18 protein-coding genes are annotated in these 20,224 nt (G+C 71.1%); 11 read left to right on the top strand and 7 right to left on the bottom strand.

Annotation, left to right across the window (positions count from 1 at the left end):
- Window positions 1–53 precede the first annotated feature (53 nt).
- Window positions 54–1,406 carry an MFS transporter gene (locus tag AC1DVZ_RS07640; RefSeq protein ID WP_477617585.1) on the top strand — a complete coding sequence of 451 codons (1,353 nt, stop codon included), beginning with the start codon at window positions 54–56 and terminating at the stop codon, window positions 1,404–1,406.
- A 93-nt stretch (window positions 1,407–1,499) separates the two neighbouring features.
- Here AC1DVZ_RS07640 and AC1DVZ_RS07635 read toward each other — a convergent pair whose 3' ends face one another.
- Window positions 1,500–2,723: an endonuclease/exonuclease/phosphatase family protein gene (locus tag AC1DVZ_RS07635; RefSeq protein ID WP_477617584.1), complete on the bottom strand. Its 1,224-nt coding sequence runs from the start codon at window positions 2,721–2,723 to the stop codon at window positions 1,500–1,502.
- A gap of 166 nt (window positions 2,724–2,889) precedes the next feature.
- Here AC1DVZ_RS07635 and AC1DVZ_RS07630 point away from each other — a divergent pair, with 166 nt between their 5' ends.
- Both AC1DVZ_RS07630 and secA read left to right on the top strand, forming a co-directional pair.
- Window positions 2,890–3,177, top strand: a complete 288-nt coding sequence (locus tag AC1DVZ_RS07630; RefSeq protein WP_477617583.1) for a GNAT family N-acetyltransferase — start codon at window positions 2,890–2,892, stop codon at window positions 3,175–3,177.
- A gap of 294 nt (window positions 3,178–3,471) precedes the next feature.
- Entirely contained in the window at window positions 3,472–6,381 is a 2,910-nt protein-coding gene (secA, locus tag AC1DVZ_RS07625) for a preprotein translocase subunit SecA (RefSeq protein WP_477617582.1), read from the top strand.
- A gap of 288 nt (window positions 6,382–6,669) precedes the next feature.
- Here the strand turns inward: secA and AC1DVZ_RS07620 are convergent, their stop codons facing one another.
- Window positions 6,670–7,263, bottom strand: a complete 594-nt coding sequence (locus tag AC1DVZ_RS07620) for an Rv3235 family protein (protein WP_477617581.1) — start codon at window positions 7,261–7,263, stop codon at window positions 6,670–6,672.
- Complete coding sequence (locus tag AC1DVZ_RS07615) at window positions 7,260–8,135, bottom strand: LysM peptidoglycan-binding domain-containing protein (protein WP_477617580.1); 876 nt, start codon at window positions 8,133–8,135, stop codon at window positions 7,260–7,262. The genes AC1DVZ_RS07620 and AC1DVZ_RS07615 overlap by 4 nt, the downstream gene beginning before the upstream one ends.
- A 174-nt stretch (window positions 8,136–8,309) precedes the next feature.
- Here AC1DVZ_RS07615 and AC1DVZ_RS07610 point away from each other — a divergent pair, with 174 nt between their 5' ends.
- Window positions 8,310–8,882: a hypothetical protein gene (locus AC1DVZ_RS07610; RefSeq protein WP_477617579.1), complete on the top strand. Its 573-nt coding sequence runs from the start codon at window positions 8,310–8,312 to the stop codon at window positions 8,880–8,882.
- A gap of 51 nt (window positions 8,883–8,933) precedes the next feature.
- Here the strand turns inward: AC1DVZ_RS07610 and AC1DVZ_RS07605 are convergent, their stop codons facing one another.
- A complete protein-coding gene (locus AC1DVZ_RS07605; RefSeq protein ID WP_477615037.1) occupies window positions 8,934–9,158 on the bottom strand; it encodes a helix-turn-helix domain-containing protein in 225 nt (74 codons plus the stop codon).
- A 264-nt stretch (window positions 9,159–9,422) separates the two neighbouring features.
- Here AC1DVZ_RS07605 and AC1DVZ_RS07600 point away from each other — a divergent pair, with 264 nt between their 5' ends.
- Window positions 9,423–10,097 carry a CpaB family protein gene (locus AC1DVZ_RS07600; RefSeq protein ID WP_477617578.1) on the top strand — a complete coding sequence of 225 codons (675 nt, stop codon included), beginning with the start codon at window positions 9,423–9,425 and terminating at the stop codon, window positions 10,095–10,097.
- A complete protein-coding gene (locus AC1DVZ_RS07595; protein ID WP_477617577.1) occupies window positions 10,094–11,341 on the top strand; it encodes a CpaE/TadZ family protein in 1,248 nt (415 codons plus the stop codon). Before AC1DVZ_RS07600 ends, AC1DVZ_RS07595 begins: the two co-directional genes overlap by 4 nt.
- Window positions 11,342–11,357: 16 nt before the next feature.
- On the opposite strand, the gene AC1DVZ_RS07590 is transcribed toward AC1DVZ_RS07595, so the two are convergent.
- Window positions 11,358–12,683: a hypothetical protein gene (locus tag AC1DVZ_RS07590; protein WP_477617576.1), complete on the bottom strand. Its 1,326-nt coding sequence runs from the start codon at window positions 12,681–12,683 to the stop codon at window positions 11,358–11,360.
- Window positions 12,680–13,132: a cupredoxin domain-containing protein gene (locus AC1DVZ_RS07585; RefSeq protein WP_477617575.1), complete on the bottom strand. Its 453-nt coding sequence runs from the start codon at window positions 13,130–13,132 to the stop codon at window positions 12,680–12,682. Before AC1DVZ_RS07585 ends, AC1DVZ_RS07590 begins: the two co-directional genes overlap by 4 nt.
- Window positions 13,133–13,172: 40 nt before the next feature.
- Here AC1DVZ_RS07585 and AC1DVZ_RS07580 point away from each other — a divergent pair, with 40 nt between their 5' ends.
- The 4 genes from AC1DVZ_RS07580 to AC1DVZ_RS07565 all read left to right on the top strand — a co-directional run bounded on the left by AC1DVZ_RS07580 (window position 13,173) and on the right by AC1DVZ_RS07565 (window position 17,662).
- The gene (locus AC1DVZ_RS07580; protein ID WP_477617574.1) at window positions 13,173–14,597 is read left to right on the top strand and encodes a WS/DGAT/MGAT family O-acyltransferase; all 1,425 of its coding nucleotides are present in this window, start codon (window positions 13,173–13,175) and stop codon (window positions 14,595–14,597) included.
- Window positions 14,594–15,634, top strand: coding sequence for a patatin-like phospholipase family protein (locus tag AC1DVZ_RS07575; protein WP_477617573.1), 1,041 nt, complete (start codon window positions 14,594–14,596; stop codon window positions 15,632–15,634). The genes AC1DVZ_RS07580 and AC1DVZ_RS07575 overlap by 4 nt, the downstream gene beginning before the upstream one ends.
- 7 nt (window positions 15,635–15,641) lie before the next feature.
- Complete coding sequence (locus tag AC1DVZ_RS07570; protein WP_477617572.1) at window positions 15,642–16,064, top strand: DUF6912 family protein; 423 nt, start codon at window positions 15,642–15,644, stop codon at window positions 16,062–16,064.
- A gap of 131 nt (window positions 16,065–16,195) precedes the next feature.
- Window positions 16,196–17,662: a peptide ligase PGM1-related protein gene (locus tag AC1DVZ_RS07565; protein WP_477617571.1), complete on the top strand. Its 1,467-nt coding sequence runs from the start codon at window positions 16,196–16,198 to the stop codon at window positions 17,660–17,662.
- Window positions 17,663–17,669: 7 nt separating this feature from the next.
- Here the strand turns inward: AC1DVZ_RS07565 and AC1DVZ_RS07560 are convergent, their stop codons facing one another.
- Window positions 17,670–18,485, bottom strand: a complete 816-nt coding sequence (locus tag AC1DVZ_RS07560; protein WP_477617570.1) for an alpha/beta fold hydrolase — start codon at window positions 18,483–18,485, stop codon at window positions 17,670–17,672.
- A gap of 97 nt (window positions 18,486–18,582) precedes the next feature.
- Between AC1DVZ_RS07560 and pruA the strand changes: the two genes are divergently transcribed.
- Complete coding sequence (gene pruA, locus AC1DVZ_RS07555; protein ID WP_477617569.1) at window positions 18,583–20,211, top strand: L-glutamate gamma-semialdehyde dehydrogenase; 1,629 nt, start codon at window positions 18,583–18,585, stop codon at window positions 20,209–20,211.
- Window positions 20,212–20,224: the final 13 nt, after the last annotated feature.

Here is a 20,224-nt window from a genome sequence, read left to right as displayed (position 1 = left end):
GGTTGTCCGGAAAGCGCTGTTCGCRCCGCCGTTCTGGCAGATAGCCTGCGACAGTGACGATTCCTGCCGCGACTGCGACCACCACCGCAACCCGAGGGCCGCGCGTGCACCGGGCCTGGTGGGTGGCCGCCGTGATCCTCGGAGCCCTCGTGGCGGCGGCCGGCTTCCGCTCCTCGACGGGCGCGCTCCTCGAGCCGCTCGAGTCCGAGTTCGGGTGGTCGCGCGCCACCACCTCGGGCGCGGTCACGGCGAACCTCGTGATCTACGGCCTGACCGCACCGTTCGCGGCGGCGCTCATGGAGCGGTTCGGCCTGCGCCGGGTCGTCACCCTGGCGCTGGTCCTGGTGGCGGTCGGCAGCGGCCTCACGACGGTGATGACCGCGCCGTGGCAGCTGTGGCTGCTGTGGGGTGTGTTCGTCGGCGTCGGTGCGGGTGCGATGGCACTCGTCCTGGGCGCCGTCGTGGCGAACCGGTGGTTCGTCGAGTCGCGGCGCGGACTGGTCACCGGGATCTTCTCCGCGGCCGGAGCCGCGGGGCAGCTCGTGTTCCTGCCGGGCATCGCGGCGCTCGCCGCCGGCCCCGGCTGGCGGTATGCCGCGCTCGTGGTCACCGGAGCCGCGCTCCTCCTCGTGCCGCTCGTGACCTTCGTCGTCCGCGACCGACCCGCCGACCTCGGCCTGCGCCCGGTCGGGGCACARCCGGGCGACGTGCTCGACGAGCCGGCCACGCGGCATACCGGATCGCAGGTCGGACCGGCGACGCTCGCGGTCCGCACGCTGCGCGAGAGCACGCGGTCACGGACCTTCTGGATCCTCTTCGGCACGTTCTGGATCTGCGGCTGGTCGACCAACGGGCTGATCGGCACGCACTTCATCCCCGCGGCCCACGACCACGGCATGCCGCAGACCACGGCGGCCGGCCTGCTCGCCCTCGTCGGGGTCTTCGACCTCGTAGGCACCATCGCGTCCGGCTGGCTCACCGACAAGGTGGACCCGCGGCTGCTACTCTGCGGCTACTACGGCTTCCGTGGGCTGGCGCTGCTGTTCGTCCCCGCGCTGCTGGGCCCGGACATCCACCCCAACCTGTTCATCTTCATCGTCTTCTACGGCCTCGACTGGGTGGCCACGGTCCCGCCCACGATTGCCTTGTGCCGCAGGCATTTCGGGGTCGCGCGCTCGGGCGTCGTGTTCGGCTGGGTCTTCGCCGCGCACATGGTGGGGGCCGGCGTCGCGGCGAGCTACGCCGGCTGGGTGCGGCAGAGCACCGGTGACTACTTCACGGCCTGGCTCACCGCCGGGGGACTCTGCCTGTTCGCCGCGCTGGCCTGCCTGGCCATCGCGAAGTCGCCGGAGCGCGGCTCGTGGAACTCCGAGGGTGAGGACGCCGAGGTCGGTGCCGTCGCCTGAGGCGACTGGCCGGAGCTCCGTGCGCCGAGAGGGCGGCAAACCGACCCTTCCCGCCCGGGAAGCGCCGGTTTGCCACCCTCTCGGCAGCAGCTGTCAGTGCAGCCCGCGCAGCCGCATGACGACACCGGCGTGGTCGGAGGGCCACAGGCCCGTGGCAGCGTCACGGTCGGACACCTCGTTGCCGGTGACGGTGCCGCGGTCCACGGCCGCTCCGCCCGCCGCGGTTCGCGCGAACACCAGGTCGATCCGGTGGTCGAAGCCGGCCGCGGTCGCGTCGGTCACGGCCTCGGACAGCCCTGAGGTGCAGCCGTCGTCCCGGACGTCCACCGGGCAGCTGCCCGGCCGCAGGCGCAGCCACTCGTCGGTGAAACCGCTTGCCACGATGAAGTCGTACGGGCCTGAGTGGGGGGTGCCGAGCGGGTCGGTGCGCTTGACGCTGTGGTCGAGCGGGTCGGAGTTGCAGTCGCAGACCACCACGGTGGGCTTGCTCGAGGGCGCGGCCGGACCGGCCAGGAGCTCGCGGGCCTGCCCCAGCGCGATGTCGGAGCTGGCCGACTCGAGGTGGGTGTTGACGACGCGCACGACGGTCGACCCCGAGCGGACGTCGGCCCAGTTGTAGCCGCGGATGAACACGAACGGAACGCCGCCGACGCTGACCGGGAGACGGGTGGCGTACTGCCCACCCCCGCTGGCCTGCACGGTGAGGCCCGGGTCGACCCGCACCAGCATCGCGTCACGCATCGTCAGCCGCACGTCGCGCGCGCTGGTCATCGTCCCCGCGAACGGGTTGCCCTTGAACGCAGGCCCCTCCACGTCGGACTCCTGCTGCACGTTGACGACGCGGTACTGCGCCCCTGCGGCCGCGAGGTCGTTGGTGAGCGTCGTCAGGAAGTCGTAGTCGACGTCCGGCGCGTTCGCCGTGCCGATGGCGCCCAGCTCCAGAGGACCGCGACGCCACATCGCCACCTCCTGCAGGCCCACCACGTCCGGGCGCTGCGAGGCGATCTCGGCCGCCAACAGCTTGCTGCGCAGGGGAAAGCTGGTCTGGTCGACGACGGCGCGCAGCTCGTCGTTGGAGTTGCCGAACGCCACCAGGGCCGCGGCGCCGGTCTTGCCGGCCGTGGCCACCAGCGGGCGGTTGATGTCCCCACCGAGGTAGAGGTTGCGGGTCATCACGGTCAACGGCCTGCCCGGTGCGGCATCGGGGGGAGCGGCCACGGCCGGGGTCCACGCGTTGGCGGCAAGGGCGCTCGCCAGTGCGACTCCTGCTGCCGCGGCGACTGCCCGGAGGGCGGGACGGGACGGGTGGTTGGACATCGTTGGCCTCCCTGCGTCGGGTGTGTGGGCTCATGGTGGTCACTGGTCCGCGCCGCGGCAAGGGTTCAATGGCGTAGTCCCGCTACCGGGGAGGCGCGCGACAGCCCGTCCCGGGGCAGGCAGGACCCGTCACCACCGGCGTTGACAGTCGTGCTTGGCTGGGGCCATGACGGACCCCGTGATCACGGACAACCCCGCCCAGCACCGCTACGAAGCCCACATCGACGGCACGCTGGCGGGCTTTTCCGCGTACCGGTTCAAGGGCGACCACATCGTCTTCACCCACACCGAGGTGGACGACGCGTTCGCCGGGGAGGGTGTGGGTGCGGAGCTGGCCAGGGGAGCGCTCGACGACGTCCGCGCCAGGGCGGAGCACGACGTGGTGGCACTCTGCCCGTTCATCTCCGCCTGGATCGCCCGCCACCCGGACTACCAGGACCTCGTGGCGCCCTGAGGCGCAGAGTGCCACACAGGGTGCCCACACGGCATACCTGTGTGGGTTGCCCGCGGTGTGCCGGGGGGTGCGGAACCGGCGCGGGCTGCGGCGCGTTCGGCGCTGGGGGAGGGTTCCCCCGCCCGCACGTCCGCGGTGGTGCGCCGACTCGACTAGCCTAGGTCGGGCCGTTGCCACCCGGATGACCACGGCTGCGAACTTCCGGGCGTAGCAGGAGATCAGAAACTTCCGGGCGTAGCAGGAGATCAAAACTTCCGGGCGTAGCAGGAGATCAGAAACTTCAGGAGATATTGCGTGTCCAAGATCGTCGAAAAGCTGCTGCGTGCCGGTGAGGGCCGCATCCTCAAGAAGCTCCACGGGATCGCCGCCCAGGTGAACTCGATCGAGGAGGACTTCGCCGCGCTCAGCGATGCCGAGCTGCGGGCCGAGACCGACGTCTTCCGCAAGCGCCTGGCCGACGGCGAGACGCTCGACGACCTCCTTCCCGAGGCCTTCGCCGCGGTCCGCGAGGCGTCCAAGCGCACCCTCGGCAAGCGGCACTTCGACGTGCAGCTGATGGGTGGCGCCGCGCTGCACCTCGGCAACGTCGCGGAGATGAAGACCGGTGAGGGCAAGACCCTCGTCGCGACCCTGCCGTCCTACCTCAACGCCCTCGAGGGCAAGGGCGTGCACGTCGTCACGGTCAACGACTACCTCGCCGAGTACCAGTCCGAGCTGATGGGCCGCGTGCACCGCATGCTGGGCCTGGAGACCGGCGTCATCCTCGCGTCGATGACGCCGGAAGAGCGTCGCGTGGAGTACGCCAAGGACATCACGTACGGCACCAACAACGAGTTCGGCTTCGACTACCTGCGCGACAACATGGCCTGGTCGGTCGACGAGCTCGTCCAGCGCGGCCACAACTTCGCCATCGTCGACGAGGTCGACTCGATCCTCATCGACGAGGCCCGCACGCCGCTGATCATCAGTGGCCCGGCCGACGCCGCGACCAAGTGGTACACCGAGTTCTCCAAGATCGTCCAGCGGTTGACCCGCGGCGAGCTGGAGTCCGGCGAGGGCGACTACGAGGTCGACGAGAAGAAGAAGACCGTCGGAGTCCTCGAGGCCGGGATCGCCAAGGTCGAGGACTACCTCGGCATCGACAACCTCTACGAGTCCGTCAACACCCCGCTCATCGGCTACCTCAACAACGCCATCAAGGCCAAGGAGCTGTTCAAGCGGGACAAGGACTACGTCAACATGAACGGCGAGATCCTCATCGTCGACGAGCACACCGGCCGCATGCTCGCCGGCCGGCGCTACAACGAGGGGATGCACCAGGCGATCGAGGCGAAGGAGGGCGTCGAGATCCAGAACGAGAACCAGACGCTCGCCACGATCACGCTGCAGAACTACTTCCGCATGTACGACACGCTCTCCGGCATGACGGGCACCGCCCAGACCGAGGCGGCCGAGCTGAACTCGATCTACAAGCTGGGTGTCGTCCCGATCCCGACCAACCGCCCGATGATCCGCAAGGACCAGGCCGACCTCGTCTACCGCACCGAGGAGGCGAAGTACTCCGCCGTCGTGGACGACATCGCGGAGCGGTATGCCGAGGGGCAGCCCGTGCTCGTCGGCACCGTCTCGGTCGAGAAGAGCGAGTACCTCTCGGACCAGCTGCGCCGCAAGGGTGTCCCGCACGAGGTCCTCAACGCCAAGCAGCACGAGCGTGAGGCCGCGATCGTGGCACAGGCCGGTCGCAAGGGCGCCGTCACGGTGGCGACGAACATGGCCGGTCGAGGCACCGACATCATGCTCGGCGGCAACCCCGAGTTCATGGCGGTCGCGACCCTCAAGCAGCAGGGCCTGGACCCGGTGGAGACGCCGGAGGAGTACGAAGCCGCCTGGGATGCCGCGCTCGTCAAGTCCGAGGAGGCCGTGCAGGCCGAGCACGACGAGGTGACCGAGCTCGGTGGTCTCTACGTGCTCGGCACCGAGCGCCACGAGTCGCGCCGCATCGACAACCAGCTCCGTGGTCGTTCCGGCCGCCAGGGAGACCCCGGCGAGTCGCGGTTCTACCTGTCCCTGCAGGACGACCTCATGCGGCTGTTCAACGCGGCCATGGTCGACCGGTTCATGACCACGGCCAAGATGGAGGACGACGTCCCGATCGAGTCCAAGATGGTCAGCCGCTCGATCCAGAGCGCGCAGGGCCAGGTCGAGGGCCGCAACTTCGAGATCCGCAAGAACGTCCTCAAGTACGACGACGTCCTCAACCGCCAGCGCACCGTCATCTACGACGAGCGGCGCCGCGTCCTCGAGGGCGAGGACCTGCACGAGCAGATCCGCCACTTCATCAACGACGTCGTGGGCGGGTACGTCGACGCCGAGACGGCCGAAGGCTTCGCCGACGACTGGGACCTCGACCGGCTGTGGACCGCGCTCAAGACGCTCTACCCCGTCTCCGTCACGCAGGACGCCGTGCTGGCCGCCGAGGGTGGCTCGCTGACGCCTGACACCCTGCGGGAGTACATCACCTCCGACGCCCACCACGCGTACGACGCCCGCGAGGCGGAGCTCGGCGAAGAGGTCATGCGCGAGGTGGAGCGCCGCGTCGTGCTGTCCGTGCTGGACCGCAAGTGGCGTGAGCACCTCTACGAGATGGACTACCTGCAGGAGGGCATCGGCCTGCGGGCGATGGCCCAGCGCGACCCGCTGGTCGAGTACCAGCGTGAGGGCTTCCAGCTGTTCGAGGCGATGAACGAGTCGATCAAGGAAGAGTCGGTCGGCTACCTGTTCAACGTGCAGGTCGACGTCGACCAGCCGCAGGCCGAGGCGCCGGTGGTCCAGCCGGTCAGTGTCTCCGACATGCTGGCGGGTTCGGGACTGTCGTCGGCCGCGACCGAGGTCGACGAGCCAGTGGACGCTCCCGCAGTGTCGAGCAACGGCGGCCAGGCCGCGGACGCAGACAGGGTGCCTGCCGAGTCCGCCGCGGCGGTCGACAAGCACCCGAGCTTCCGCGCCAAGGGCCTCGACCAGCCTGAGCGTCGGCCGCAGCAGCTGCAGTACTCCGCCCCGAGCGAGACCGGTGAGGTCGAGCACCGAGCGGTGGGCTCGGCCGGCGACACGTTGACGGAGGACCAGCTCAAGGGTGTCTCCCGCAACGGCCCGTGTCCCTGCGGTTCGGGCAAGAAGTTCAAGATGTGCCACGGGAAGGCCTGACCCGACCCTGATCGCGACGCCCGGCACTTCTGGCCACTCAGGTCGGGTGCCGGGCTCTCGTGGTCTCGAGACGGCGCACCGGTGGCCAGAAGTGGCTGGTGACTGGCACTTCTGGCCATTGATGCGGGGTGCGGGCCCCCGTCAGGGCGTCTGGTGGGCCACCGGTGGCCAGAAGTGGCTGGTGACCGGCACTTCTGGCCACTGATGCGGGGTGCGGGCCCCCGTCGGGGCGTCTGGTGCGCCACCGGTGGCCAGAAGTCGGGGGTGGCCAGATGTCGGGGGTGGCCCTCAGCCGACCTGGAGGGCTTCGACCCGCCATCGACCGTCGAGGCCGACGAGGCGGAAAGCCAGCGCGCGGACCCGGCCACCGTCCACCACGACGGCGCTCGCCTCGGCGACCCCGTCCGCCGGCTCACAGACCCGCACCCCGCGCACGACCGTTCTCCGCGTGGACCCTGCGCCACGCCGAGCCGAGACGGCGGCGCGGCGGGCCACCGCGGCATACACCTCGGGGGTGGTCCAGCGGAGCACCTGTGGTGCGGGGCGCGCGCCGGCCATCACTTCCACGAGCCCCTGGGCGATGTGGCCGGCCCACTCCCGTGGATCGGGCAGGTCGTCCCGGCGGGTGGGCCGCTCCCCGAAGAGCTGTTCGTCGGTCAGGCTGTCGAAGTCGATCGCGAGGGCGTCCTGGACGTAGCGGGGCGCCCCGATGTCGTCGGGGACCCACGACTCGGTCTCGGACAGCACGGGCGGTCTGGTGCGCGGCGCCGGCACGATGCGCAGGGGCCTGAGTCGCGAGACCGGCGGCTCTGTCGCCGGAGAGCCGACCGACCCGCTCACGGCCCCGGCCCCGGTCACGGCCCCGGTCACGGCCCCGGTCATCGACCCGCTCCGGAGGGCGCGCCGGCGGGGTCCGCGGCCGGGCGTGGCGGCGGTCGCAGGACCTGGCCGGGGAGGATCAGGTCGGGGTCTTCGCCGATCACCGTGCGGTTGGTGTGGTGCCAGGCCGGCCACGCGTCCGCGACCTCCGCATCGGTGGCGTCCGGCCCGAGATGGCGGCGGACGATGTCCCACAACGTGTCGCCCCTGTGGACGACGACGACCTCGGGTGCCGGGTGCGGGCCGATGCGGCCCGTGACCAGGCTGGAGGCGGGCTGGGGTCGCTGTACCGGCCGGGAGGGGGTCCACCCCGGAGCCGGAGGGGGAGCGGTCGCCCCTTCCTGGGCCGGGAGCCGTGCCGGCGAAGGGGCCCGGGTCGGTGCCGCGGTCGGTGTCGAGGGCGGTGCGGGAGAAGGGACGGTGGCAGAGGCCCTGGCGGGGGCGATGACCGGCGCCGGTGCGGTCGTCGTGAACGCGGGGGCCAGGGCGGCACGGGCTGCGGGCGGCGCGGTCGGGCCCTCCCCGAAGGCGGTCCCGGGCGCCAGGGCGGCTCCCACGACAGCGCCGACGATCGCGGCGGCGATGCGTCTGGAGACCGCTGGAGCCCAGGCCCGGGCGCACCGGTCGGCGGCATCGCCCAACCTCCCCGGCAGGTGCGCCAGCACCGCGGCGCCGGTGCTGAGGGCCAGCCAGGCGCCCAGGACGGCAGCGACGGCCACGACCATCAGCGTCAGTGCCTCGGCCAGGCTGGCCGGCCCTGGCGCGTGCACGATCCGCCACTGGGCGCGGACGGCGAGGCAGAGCGCGCCCTCGACGAGCCCGAGCACCCCCAGCACTGACATGGTGCCCACAGCGATACGAATGGCGCGGCTCATGATCCCCCCGGATGGTTGTTTGCCTGTGTTTGCGTCGGCTGAACCATAACGACGTGCGCTTGCAGATGGCAAGGAGGTCCGGCGCCACAACCAGTCCGGCCCGGCCGCGTCACGGTCGCTGGCCGGCGACGTCTCAGCGAACGGCAGCGGGAACAGGGACGAGGGGGGCACGCGATGCGGTGGGATGCCCTGTTCGCAGACCTGGCCGCCCAGTGGGAGGCCGAGTCGAGGCGAGAGCTGGACGCCGAGGTCGCCGACCGGACCAGGCGCGAACGCGCCTCGGTGGGCCTCTACGAGCGGCTGGCAGCCGCAGGGACAGGCCCCGTGACCGTGTCGCTGTGCGACGGCGCCATCGCACGGGGACGCGTTGCCGAGGTGGGCGACGGGTGGCTGCTGCTCGCAGCGGAGGCGAACGGGCCGAAGGCGGGGCCGTCGTCGGGCCCGGCACTCATTCCCTTCTCGGCCGTGACGGCCGTGACCGGGCTGTCGGCCCGCGTCCGCGGGACTGCCTCGGGGCGCAGGTTCGGGTTGGGCTACGCCCTGCGCGGGTTGAGCCGGGACCGCTCGGTCGTGCTCCTGACGGACCTCACGGGCGCCGTCGTCGCCGGCACGATCGATGCGGTCGGTCTCGACGTGCTCGAGCTCAGCGAACACGCGGCGGACCTGCCGAGGCGTACCGAGAACGTCACCGGGCGACGCCTCGTACCCTTTTCCGCTGTGGTCATGCTGCGCCCTGCGTGGGCCTGACCTCCATGACCCCCATCCCCCCGGATGGCGGCCCACGCAGGGCGCAACGTCTCAGTCCTGGCCCTGACCGAACGGGTGGGCCGCGACGAAGGTCTTGGTCTCGCTGTACATCCGCTGGATGTACCCCTCGAGCTCGGCGACCTCGACGCGCCACTGACCGCGGCCGCCGACCTTGATGGCCGGCAGTTCGCCGGATCGGACCAGGGCGTAGGCCTGGGCGGATGAGATGTCGAGCACTTCCGAGACCTCAGCCAGCTGAATGAAGCGCTTAGCCACGTCAATCCCCTCTTCTTTTCCGCCAGCCGACTTGACTGGAAGTAGACGTTCTCTTGACCGAATTTTTACCATGTTCTTGTGGCTGCGTCTGGTCGATGAGCAGATTCTGGCATCTATAGCCGTTTGGGGGAGTTGGCCTACCGACCTTGTGGATGACCCGCGAACCTGTGGATTCACCCGGCGCTGGACCACCTCGGTGCGTCATGATGTCCCGGCGGGTGCGGCCGAAGAGGCTGGTAAATGGATGATCGAGGGGACATCACCATGACCGATCTGCCCGTGCCGAAGGCTGCCAGGCTCCAGAAACCGCGGTGGCGGGACACCCGGCTCCTGGTGGGTGTGCTGCTGGTGCTCACCTCGGCGGGCCTCGGCTCGTTCGTGGTTGCCCACGCCGACGACCGGACGGCTGTGTATGCCGCGCGGGGACCGCTGGTGCCCGGGCAACAGCTGGGCGACGACGACCTCACACGGGTGGACGTGCGGCTGGGCTCCCAGCTGTCGCGCTACCTGCCGGCCACGGAGGGACTGGCTCCGGACCGATACGTGCTGCGTGAGGTCAGCGTCGGCGAGCTCGTCCCCGCCGCGGCGGTGGGGGGCAGGGACCAGGTCGGGGTCCAGCCGCTGACCCTGTCGGTCGACGCCGGCGCTGCGGCAGCGCTCCGGGTCGGCTCCCGCGTCGACGTCTACGTCAACCAGGCCGACCCGGGCGCGGCTCCCGGGGGCACGGCGTTCTCCGGTCCCGAACTGGTCCTCGAAGGCGTGTCGGTCTCGAGCCTCCCCAGGACGAGCGGGGGCCTGGGAGGCGGCGCGTCGGGTGATCGTCCCATCCAGGTGATGGCTCCCACCGCACAGATCAAGGAGATCATCGCGGCGGTCGACCTGGGGGCACGCATCACGGTCGTCCCCATCGCGGGGACGTCGCTGCGGGTCGACCAGTGACCCGTTCGGTCATCGCCGCGCTCAACGGCGCCTGGGAGTCCGAGCTGGTGACGGCCGTGGAAGCCACCACCGGCTACACGGTGTCGAGACGCTGCGCCGACCTGCCCGACCTCCTGGCCGCTGCGGCTGCCGGTTTCGGCGAGGTCGCTCTCGTGACGGCTGACCTGCGTGCCCTCGACCGGCCGGCTCTGCACGAGCTCGCCAGTCACGGCGTCGAGGTGGCCGGGGTCGTCGCACCCGGCGACGACCTGGGCGAGCGACGGCTCCGCCAGCTCGGCCTGACCGTCGTGCTCCGGGCCGACCTGGCCAGCCACGAGATCGACGACGTCCTCGACTCCCTCGGCCACCTGGGCCACCTCGCCGCCGGGGAGGGCATCGTCGTGGACCTCGCGGATGACCTGGACGAGTCGGCCCAGCCGATCGTGGCGGCCAAGGTCATCGCCGTCTGGGGACCGACCGGCGCCCCGGGACGCAGCACCGTCGCCCTCAACCTCGCGGCAGAGCTGGCCCGCAGCGCGCCCACCCTCCTCGTCGACTGCGACACCCACGGGGCGTCGGTGGCGCAGGCACTCGGCCTTCTCGACGAGGCTCCCGGCGTCGCGGCCGCGGCGCGGGCGGCCGACCAGGGCGCGCTCGACCTCGCGGCACTGGCTCGTATCGCTCCGGAGGTGGTCCCGGGCCTGCGCGTGCTGACCGGCATACCCCGGGCGGAGCGGTGGACCGAGCTGCGCGCGCCGTCGGTCGCTCACGTCCTCGCGGTCGCGCGACAGCTGAGCCAGTTCGTCGTCATCGACTGCGGTTTCGCGATCGAGGCCGACGAAGAGCTCTCCTACGACACGCTCGCCCCCCGACGCAACGCCGCCACCCTCACCGCGCTCGAGTCCGCCGACGAGCTCCTCGTGGTCGGTTCGGCAGATCCGGTCGGCCTGCAACGACTCGTCCGTGCCGTCCAGGACCTTGCGGCGGTGACGTCGCCGACCCCACGAGTGGTCGTCAACAAGGTGCGCGCGTCCGCGGTCGGCACCCGACCCGAGCGACGCATCGCCGATGCCCTGGGCCGGTTCGCCGGCATGGAGGACCTCACCTACCTGCCCTGGGACCAGGGCAGCCTCGACGGCGCCATGTTCGCCGGCACGTCGCTGGCCGAGTTCGCACCCCAGTGCGAGCTGCGGCATGCGATCGCGTCGCTGACCACCCCGTATGCCGTGTCCGCACCCGAGCGCCGCCGCCGCCGGCGCCGCTGACCCTGCCGGCTGAACCTCAGGAGCTGAACAGCAGGGTGAGGCCGCCGACGGTGTAGCCCACCATCAGCACGAGCAGGGGTACCTGACCCAGCACGGCGGCCCGGCGGGGGAACAGCGAGACGGCCCGCTCGTGCGCGGCGACGACGCCGAGGACGTGGCCGGTGATGATGGCGACGACCTGGATGCCGGCGACGAGGCCGGGAGCGATCAGCGACGCCGACGGGGTCACGCCCGCAGTGCCGAGCCAGTTGGCGCCGCTGCCCAAGGGGTCTGACATCTTCGCGAGGCCGTTGGTGCCCTCCCACACCCACAGCGACCAGTAGTGCGCGACGAGGTATCCCGCGGCGATCGGGATCAGCGAAGGGGCGAAGGCCGTGGCGACTCCGCGCACGCTGACTCCGGCGAGCCGCGCGGAGAGGACGGCCGCGGCATACAGGGAGGCGGCCACGACGAGGCTGAAGGTGACCAGCGCGCCGGTCTCCCACACCCGGGCAGGGAGGCTGGAGGACTGGACGAAGGTGTACCAGCGGGTCTCTCCGGAGAAGCCGTCGTAGGCGGTCGTTCCCAGCATCACCGAGCAGACCGCCAGCAGCCCCGGGGCGGCGCCGAGCTCCAGGGGGCCGTGCAACGGCGTGCGGAGGACCCATCGGCGGTCGGCCCGGCGCCCGAATGGGCTGAGGGTGCCGTAGAGGGAGGACCACGCGGTGAACGGGTCGCCGCGGCGCAGGTAGGGGCCGCCGAACGCCATCGCGAACACCAGGCTGAGGACCAGGTAGCCGAGGATCGCGACCCGCAGCACGGGAAGGTCCGCGTTGTCGGGTGCGATCAGCTCGAGCCAGGCGAAGGCGAGCAGCCCCGTTGCCGCGGGCCAGTAGCCGAGCCGGTACTCGGCCAGCGCGAAGTCCGGCTCTATCCGCAGCGCCGCGAGGATGCCCCGGTGCAGCCAGCGCACGGGGTTGACCAACCGCCAGATGCCGCCGAAGACCATGGAGACGAAGGCCAGCCCCACCCAGAGCCAGACGTAGACGACCGACGGCACCGGGTTGTTCGCGTTGTCCTTGCCGAGGGCCAGCGCCAGCAGGGTCCATCCGGTGATCGTCAGGGACGCGATGACGAACAGACCGCGCACCGCCGCGCTGTCGAGGGCCAGGGCGACCGGCATCGGCAGCAGCCGGCCGTCCTCGGGCCGAAGCCTGGGCTGTTTCCACAGGGCGCCCAGCGCCACGAACGACACGACGAGTGCCAGCCCCGCGCCGACCAGCAGGAGGGTGAACGGCAGTGGAAGGTCCTCGCGGGACCCGACCCCGTGGGCCGGCAGCGCGGCGAGAGCTGGCAGGGTCACTTGACCGCGATCTTCAGCAGGCGCAGCTCGGGGTGGTGGGTCTCGACCTCGTAGACGCCGGGCTGGGCACCGGTGACGGTCACGGAGAGCGGCTGCCCCGCGACCAGGTCCTTCTCGATCTCGAAGCCGTGGATGTGCAGCTGGTCGGCATGGTCGCTGGTCACGGTCAGGGTCAGGGACTCACCGACGCCGAGGTCGACGGTTGCCGGGGCGGGCGCCACCTGGTTGCCCGTGACCCTGATGTCGATCGTGCGGCCGGCGGGGGTCGATGAGCTGCCCGAGGCGCCGTCGGACGCCGACGTGTCGGGTGTGCTCGAGGACGACGAGCTCGACGACCCGCTCGTGGTGCCCACCGCGGCGTCACCGGCCCCGCCGCAGGCGGTGAGGCACAGGGCGAGGGCCAGCCCCGCGGCATACGAAAGGGGCACGCGCAGAGTCATCTTCGTCACGAACGCGAGTCTAAACAGCGCTTTCTGACACGATGAGCGGGTGCCTGACCGCCTGAACTCCCTCGACGCGTCGTTCCTCTACCTCGAGGAGGCGACCACGCCGATGCACGTGGGTTCGGTCATGGTGTTCGACCCACCGAGCGACGGGTTCGACTACGACCGGCTCGTGCAGCTCATCTCCACGCGGATCGCGTTCGTGCCGCGCTACCGCCAGCGGATCCGCCAGGTCCCCGGGCGGCTCGCCAACCCGGTCTGGGTCGACGACGAGAACTTCGACGTGACCTACCACGTGCGGCGCTCGGCGCTCCCGAAGCCGGGCAACGACGAACAGCTGCAGGAGTTCGTCGCCCGCATCCAGCCGCGCGCCCTCGACCGCAACCGGCCGCTCTGGGAGGTCTACCTCGTCGAGGGCCTCGACGAGGGCCGGTTCGCCATCGTCACCAAGTCGCACCAGGCCCTGGTCGACGGCATCAACGCGGTGGACATCGCGCACGTCATCGTCGACGGCGACCCGGCCGCCGAGGGGCTGGTCACCGACACCTGGCGCCCGTCGCGGGAGCCCAGCGACATCGAGCTGGTCACCGGCGCGCTCGTCGATGCGGTGCGTCGCCCGAGCGAGGTCGTCGAGAACATCCGCGGCGGCATCGTGGACGTCAAGGCCGTTGGCGCTCGCGCCCTCACCGCCGCAGGCGATGTCGTGGCGACGCTGGCTCGCACCGCAGCCCGGCCGGCCCCGCACTCACCGCTCAACGCCTCGGTGGGCGAGGCTCGTCGCTACGTGATGATCGGCACCGATCTCGAGGACTACCGCAAGGTCCGCAGTCGGCTGACGCGAGGCAACTACGCCGATGACGTCTCGATCAACGACGTCGTGCTCGCCACCATCTCCGGCGCCTTCCGCACCTGGCTGCTGACCCGGGGAGAGTCCGTCCACTCGGGCACGACGGTGCGGGCGATGGTGCCGGTCAGCGTCTACGACGCCGACGCGCGACACGTCGGCAGTCGCCTCACGGCCTGTTTCGTCGACCTGCCCGTGGGGGAGCCCGGTCCCTCGATGCGGCTGCACCAGATCGCCTTCGCGATGCGCCAGCAGATGGAGGGCGGCCAGGCAGTCGGTGCCGAATCGCTTGCAGGACTAGCAGGATTCGCACCACCGACCCTCCACTCGCTCGGCGCGCGGCTCGGCTCCGCCATGTCGCGGCGCCTGTTCAACGTCGTCATCACCAACGTCCCCGGACCGCAGCACACCTTGTATGCCGGTGACGCACGGATGTTGTCCACCTACCCCGTGATGCCGCTCGCCAAGGGTCAGGCGCTGTCGATCGGGCTGACGTCCTACGACGGCGGCGTCTACTACGGCCTCAACGCCGATCGTGACTCGATGCCCGACATCGACGTGCTCGGCCAGAGCATCGTCGACTCCCTCGGTGAGCTCCTGGACAGCCACCGGTCCAAGGCGCGATGACCGCCGCGTCCCGCCCAGGGGCCGAGCGCTCTCGCCCGCGCGGTCCGCGCCGGGGCCTGGTGCTCGGTGGCGGTGGTGTGCTGGGTGCGGCCTGGATGGTCGGCGCCCTCAAGGCCCTCGAGGACGAGCTCGGCGTCGACGCCCGCGACTTCGACGAGTTCGTGGGGACGTCGGCCGGCTCGGTCCTCGCCGGACTGCTCGCGTCGGGGGTGTCGGTCACCGACCTGCTCGTCCACCAGCTCGAAGGCACCATCGACGTGGGACCCCTCGCGGGGTACTCCTGGAACTACGAGAAGGACACAGGTGGCGACCGCCCCGGACTGCCCAAGGTCGGTCTGGGATCACGAGAACTGTTGCGGCGCAACGCACTCAACCTTCGCCACCTGCCGCCCACGGCGGTGCTGTCGGCCATCCTGCCGGAGGGGCGCGGCAGCATCGAGGCGGTCGGCGCGCTCGTCGGTCACGTCGTGCCGCGCGGATGGCCCGACCGGTCCGGGCTCACGATCGTGGCCCTCGACTACGACACCGGTGAGCGGGTGCCGTTCGGTCGGGCAGGCGCTCCGGTGGTGGACCTCTCCGCAGCGGTGATGGCGTCGTGCGCGATCCCCGGCTGGTACCAGCCCGTGCGCATCGGCGAGCACCGCTACATCGACGGCGGCGCCTGGTCGTCCACCAACCTCGACCTGATGACCGGCCTGGAGCTCGACGAGGTCTACGTCCTCGCGCCCCAGGTCAGCTTCGTCCGCGACGCGCCGACGCACTGGCGCACCCGGGTGGAGCGCCAGTGGCGCAACCGCGTGACGCTGCGGGTGCTGCGCGAGCTGGCCAAGGTCCACGGCGACGGTGCCGACGTGACGGTGCTCGGTCCCGGCGAGGAGGACCTGGAGGCGTTCGGCTCCAACCTCATGGACGTCAGCCGTCGCCCCGCAGTCATCGCCACCTCGCTGCGCACGTCCGCAGTGGCGCTGCACGAGCCTGCCCCCCTGCCCGACCGCTCGGCTTTCCAGGACGTTGGACCCAGTGAGGACGTGGGATGAGAGAACAATGACGCAGACCCGGATCTACGTACCGCTGCTCCCCGACGCCGTGCGTCGGCTTGCCGCCGAACGCCGGCTCGGACCAGCGCCGATCGCCGCGTTCGGCGTCACCGAACGCGTCGAACGTGCCGACCCGACCGGCCTCGAGGAGGAGTGGGAGTATGCCGCGCTGGTCGAGGCCGTCGAGGCCGCGGCGGGACTCCAGGGCACCAGCGTCGCCAAGCGGGTGGTGGCCGCCGCCGACGTCGACCCGGGGTCGGTGTCGACCGACGGTGGTCGCGAGGGCCTGGGCGCGGTGACCGTGTCGGCCGCTGTGCCGCTCTCGCGGATCGTGTCGTTCCACGTCGACGAGACGGCCGGGGACCAGGGCATGGCGGACCTCCTCTGGTACGACGCGACCGAGCTCGACGAGGTGCTGCGCCTGCTCTGAGGCGGGTCAGGTCGCTCACTGTCAGGGTCGACCGGCTCAGCGGGTACGGAGAACGCCGGTTCCGCAGGCTGACCGACCACCCCGATGCTCAGGGCAGGGAAAGGGCAGAGGGCAGGGAGTCGGGAGGCGACGTGCTGGGCGACGCGGAGCGTCAGGCGGGGCTGTCCGAAGCCATGGCCGCCAACCTCGCAGGCTCGACGATCCCGCACGTCGTCGTGATCCTCCCCGCGTTCAGCCTGGCCGACAGCCTCCTGGCGCACTATGCGACCAGGCTCGGCGCCTACGAGCACCGCTACCTGCTCACCACCCTGATGCTCCCCAGGATTCCCGGGTGCGAGCTGGTGTTCGTGACCTGTCAGGCCCCGGAGCCCGAGGTCCTCGAGTACTACGACCGCCTCGGGTCACCCGACCGCCCGGGGGGCCTGCTCGAGCGGCTCCACGTCGTCACCGTCGACGACCGCACCGCGCGGGGCGTGTCGGCCAAGCTGCTCGACCGGCCGGATCTGCTGCAGCAGCTCCGTCGGCTGACCGAGGACCGGCTCGCCGTGATCGAGCCGTGGAACGTCACCGACACCGAGCTCGAGGTGGCCAGGGCGCTGGGGGTGCCCGTCAACGGCACGGATCCGGGACTGTGGCCGCTGGGGTTCAAGAGTGCCGGTCGCAGGCTGTTCCGTGAGGTCGGCGTGCCCACGCCCGCCGGGATCGAGGACGTCCACGACCTCGCAGGCGTGGCCCGGGCGGTCGCCGAGATCCGACGGACCAGGCCCGAGCTCGCGTGCGTGGTCGTCAAGCACGACAACAGCGGGGCAGGCGACGGCAACGTCGTGGTCGCCGTCCGTGACCCGGTGGGACACGCCATCGAACCCGACGACCTCGTCGTGGCGCTCGAGCAGTCCCTCCCACCTTGGTACGTCGCTGATCTCGAGGCAGGTGCGGTGGTCGAGGAGCTGCTGACGGGTCGTCACGTGCAGAGTCCCAGCGCCCAGGTGGACGTCCTGGCGGACGGCTCCGTGCGGGTGGTGTCGACCCACGAGCAGATCCTCGGTGGCGACAACGGTCAGGTCTACTCGGGCTGCCGCTTCCCGGCCGACCCCGCGTATGCCGCGCGGCTCGGTGAGTACGCCGTGGCCGTGGGTCGGTGGCTGGCCGAGCGCGGAGCCCGTGGTCGGCTCGGCATCGACTTCCTCGCGCTGCGGCGCCGGGGTCACTGGGACGTGCGTGCCCTGGAGGTCAACCTGCGCAAGGGGGGCACCACGCACCCGTTCGCCGCCCTGCGCCACCTGGCGCCGGGGACCTACGACGCCGCGACCGGGAGCTACGACCTGCACGACGGGACCGGCCGGCGGTGCTACCGCTCCTCGGACGGGTTCATGGACCCGTCGTGGACGAGTCTCACGCCGAGACAGGTCATCGACGCCGTCGCCGCTGCCGGCCTCGAGTTCGACCCGGTCCGACGGGTCGGCGTCGTCCTGCACATGCTGAGCTGCCTGCGCGTCGACGGCAGGCTCGGGGTGACGGCCATCGCCGCCGACCACGACGAGGTCGAGCGCCTCTATGCGGCGACGGAGAAGGTCGTGTCGTCCCTCGTCACGGCCTGAGGCGTCATCAGAACTGGTCGGCCAGCCAGGGATCGACCAGGGAGTGGAAGGCAGCGGGCACGTCCCGGCGCACGCAGTGGTTGGCGTCCAGCAGCTCGAGCCGCACATGGGGGTTGTCGATCGCCTTGGCCCGCAGTCGGATCGGCTCGGGGAGCAGGGTCGATCTCTCGCCGATGACGACGAGCGTCGGCACCTCGATCGCTGCGACGAACTCCTCCCACGGCCGGGCAAAGGACGCGACTCCGAGGCGCAGGAAGTCGAGGTCGACCTCGGTCTTGGCCTGCGCCCACGGGGCGAACTCGGCCTCGGGCCAGGTGGGGTTGTCCGCGTGGCCTTGCGCGAGCTGTCCCGCGAGGTCGTCGACGAAGGCCAGACAGTCGGCAATCCGCTCGGCGACGACCGACGGGCCCCTCACTCGAAGCTCCGGGTCACGCCAGGCCGGCTCCTCGAGCACCGCAGCCCGCACGAGGTCAGGGCGGCGCGCGGTCAGCGCTGTCGCGATGCCCCCACCCATCGAGTGCGCCACGAGCGCCACGGGACCACTGGCCGAGGCGACCTGCTCCAGCGTCGCGAGGGCCGCGGCATACATGTGCTCGATGGGGTCCTGCGCCGCGCGCTGCTCCGGCGTGAACCGCGGGGAGCGGCCGTGTCCGAGCAGGTCCAGCCCGACCACCCGGTAGCTCGGTGACCAGCGGCGCACGGCATCCGGCCAGCAGTCGCCGGAGTCACCCAGTCCGTGCAGCAGCACGATCGTGGGGGTGGTCGGGTCGGCGGACCCGGACCAGCGGTAGGCGAGGTCGGCGGCGTCGAGGGCGGGCGGCATACGTGACACCATAGGTGGGCGCTGCGCTGCCCCACGGAGCTGTTGGGGACTACAGCCGCGCCCGAGCCACCGAAGCGACCCCGAGGAGCCAGCCCACATGGATGCCGTCACCCAGGTGCCCGTCCCCGTCAACGAACCCGTCTTCGACTACGCACCCGGTAGTCCGGAGCGCGCCTCGCTCGAGGTCGCGCTGGCCGAGCTGGGCAGCGCGAGCATCGACCTGCCGCACACCATCGCCGGCAAGCGGGTCATGGGCACGGGCAAGAAGATCGAGGTGCGCCAGCCGCACGCCCGTCGCAAGGTCCTCGGCACGATGCGGAACGCTACGGTCGGCGACGCGCAGGCAGCGGTCGACGCGGCCAAGGCGGCGGCACCCGGGTGGCGGGCACTGTCCTTCGACGACCGGGCGGCGATCCTGCTGAAGGCGGCCGAGCTGCTCTCCGGACCGTGGCGGGCCCACCTCAACGCCGCGACGATGCTCGGCCAGTCCAAGACGGCCGTGCAGGCCGAGATCGACGCGGCCTGCGAGCTCATCGACTTCTGGCGGATCAACGTGCACTTCGCGCGCCAGATCCTCGCCGAGCAGCCGCCGCTCAACTCCAAGGGCATCTGGAACCGCACCGACCACCGCCCGCTGGAGGGGTTCGTCTACGCGATCACGCCGTTCAACTTCACGGCCATCGCGGGCAACCTCCCCACCGCCCCGGCCCTCATGGGCAACACGGTCGTGTGGAAGCCGAGCCCGACCCAGCAGTTCGCCGCCAACCTGACCATGGCGCTGCTCGAGGCCGCAGGCATGCCGCCGGGCGTCATCAACATGGTGACCGGCGACGGCCTCAACGTCTCGAAGGTCGCCCTCGCGGACCCCGACCTCGCTGGCATCCACTTCACGGGGTCGACGCCGACGTTCCAGCACCTGTGGCAGGAGGTCGGCGCCAACCTGCCGAACTACCGCACCTACCCGCGCCTGGTGGGGGAGACCGGGGGCAAGGACTTCATCCTCGYCCACCCCTCGGCCGACCCGGATGTGTTGCGGACAGCCATGATTCGCGGCTCGTTCGAGTATCAGGGTCAGAAGTGCTCGGCTGCCTCGCGTGCCTATGTGCCGCGGTCGCTGTGGAAGAAGATCAAGGCGGACCTGGTGTCGATCACCAACGGCCTGAGCCAGGGCGACGTCACCGACCTGTCCAACTTCATGGGCGCGGTCATCGACGAGCGGGCCTACGCCAAGCACAGTGCGGCGATCGACCGGGCCCACGCGACGCCCGGGGTGGACGTCGTCGCCGGTGGCACCTATGACGACAGCGAGGGCTGGTTCATCCGCCCGACCGTCCTGGAGATCGACGACCCCACGGACGAGTCGTTCAAGACGGAGTACTTCGGCCCCATCCTGTCGGTCCACGTCTACCCGGACCGCCAGTACGACAAGGTGCTCGACCAGATGGAGAGCTTCGCGCCGTTCGGCCTGACGGGCTCGATCATCGCCCAGGACCGCATGGTCATCGCCGATGCCACACACCGGTTGCGCTTCGCCGCCGGCAACTTCTACGTCAACGACAAGCCGACCGGTGCCGTCGTCGGGCAGCAGCCGTTCGGTGGCGGACGGGCGTCGGGCACCAACGACAAGGCCGGCGCCGCCCAGAACCTCCTGCGGTGGACGAGTGCGCGCTCGATCAAGGAGACGTTCAACCCGCCCACGCAGCACGCCTACCCGCACATGGGCTGACGCCTCGCCAACA

The sequence above is a fragment of the Pedococcus sp. P2_E5 genome (assembly GCF_056403895.1).
This window is presented reverse-complemented; position numbering and strand designations above follow the sequence as displayed.

What these genes read in the sequence shown, in the direction of transcription:
- AC1DVZ_RS07610 (WP_477617579.1), top strand. Translation starts at nt 8,310, where the DNA reads ATGCGGTGGGATGCCCTGTTCGCAGACCTGGCCGCCCAGTGGGAGGCC.
- AC1DVZ_RS07575 (WP_477617573.1), top strand. Translation starts at nt 14,594, where the DNA reads ATGACCGCCGCGTCCCGCCCAGGGGCCGAGCGCTCTCGCCCGCGCGGT.
- AC1DVZ_RS07620 (WP_477617581.1), bottom strand. Translation starts at nt 7,263, where the DNA reads ATGACCGGGGCCGTGACCGGGGCCGTGACCGGGGCCGGGGCCGTGAGC.
- AC1DVZ_RS07570 (WP_477617572.1), top strand. Translation starts at nt 15,642, where the DNA reads ATGACGCAGACCCGGATCTACGTACCGCTGCTCCCCGACGCCGTGCGT.
- AC1DVZ_RS07560 (WP_477617570.1), bottom strand. Translation starts at nt 18,485, where the DNA reads ATGCCGCCCGCCCTCGACGCCGCCGACCTCGCCTACCGCTGGTCCGGG.
- AC1DVZ_RS07615 (WP_477617580.1), bottom strand. Translation starts at nt 8,135, where the DNA reads ATGAGCCGCGCCATTCGTATCGCTGTGGGCACCATGTCAGTGCTGGGG.
- AC1DVZ_RS07630 (WP_477617583.1), top strand. Translation starts at nt 2,890, where the DNA reads ATGACGGACCCCGTGATCACGGACAACCCCGCCCAGCACCGCTACGAA.
- AC1DVZ_RS07600 (WP_477617578.1), top strand. Translation starts at nt 9,423, where the DNA reads ATGACCGATCTGCCCGTGCCGAAGGCTGCCAGGCTCCAGAAACCGCGG.
- AC1DVZ_RS07635 (WP_477617584.1), bottom strand. Translation starts at nt 2,723, where the DNA reads ATGTCCAACCACCCGTCCCGTCCCGCCCTCCGGGCAGTCGCCGCGGCA.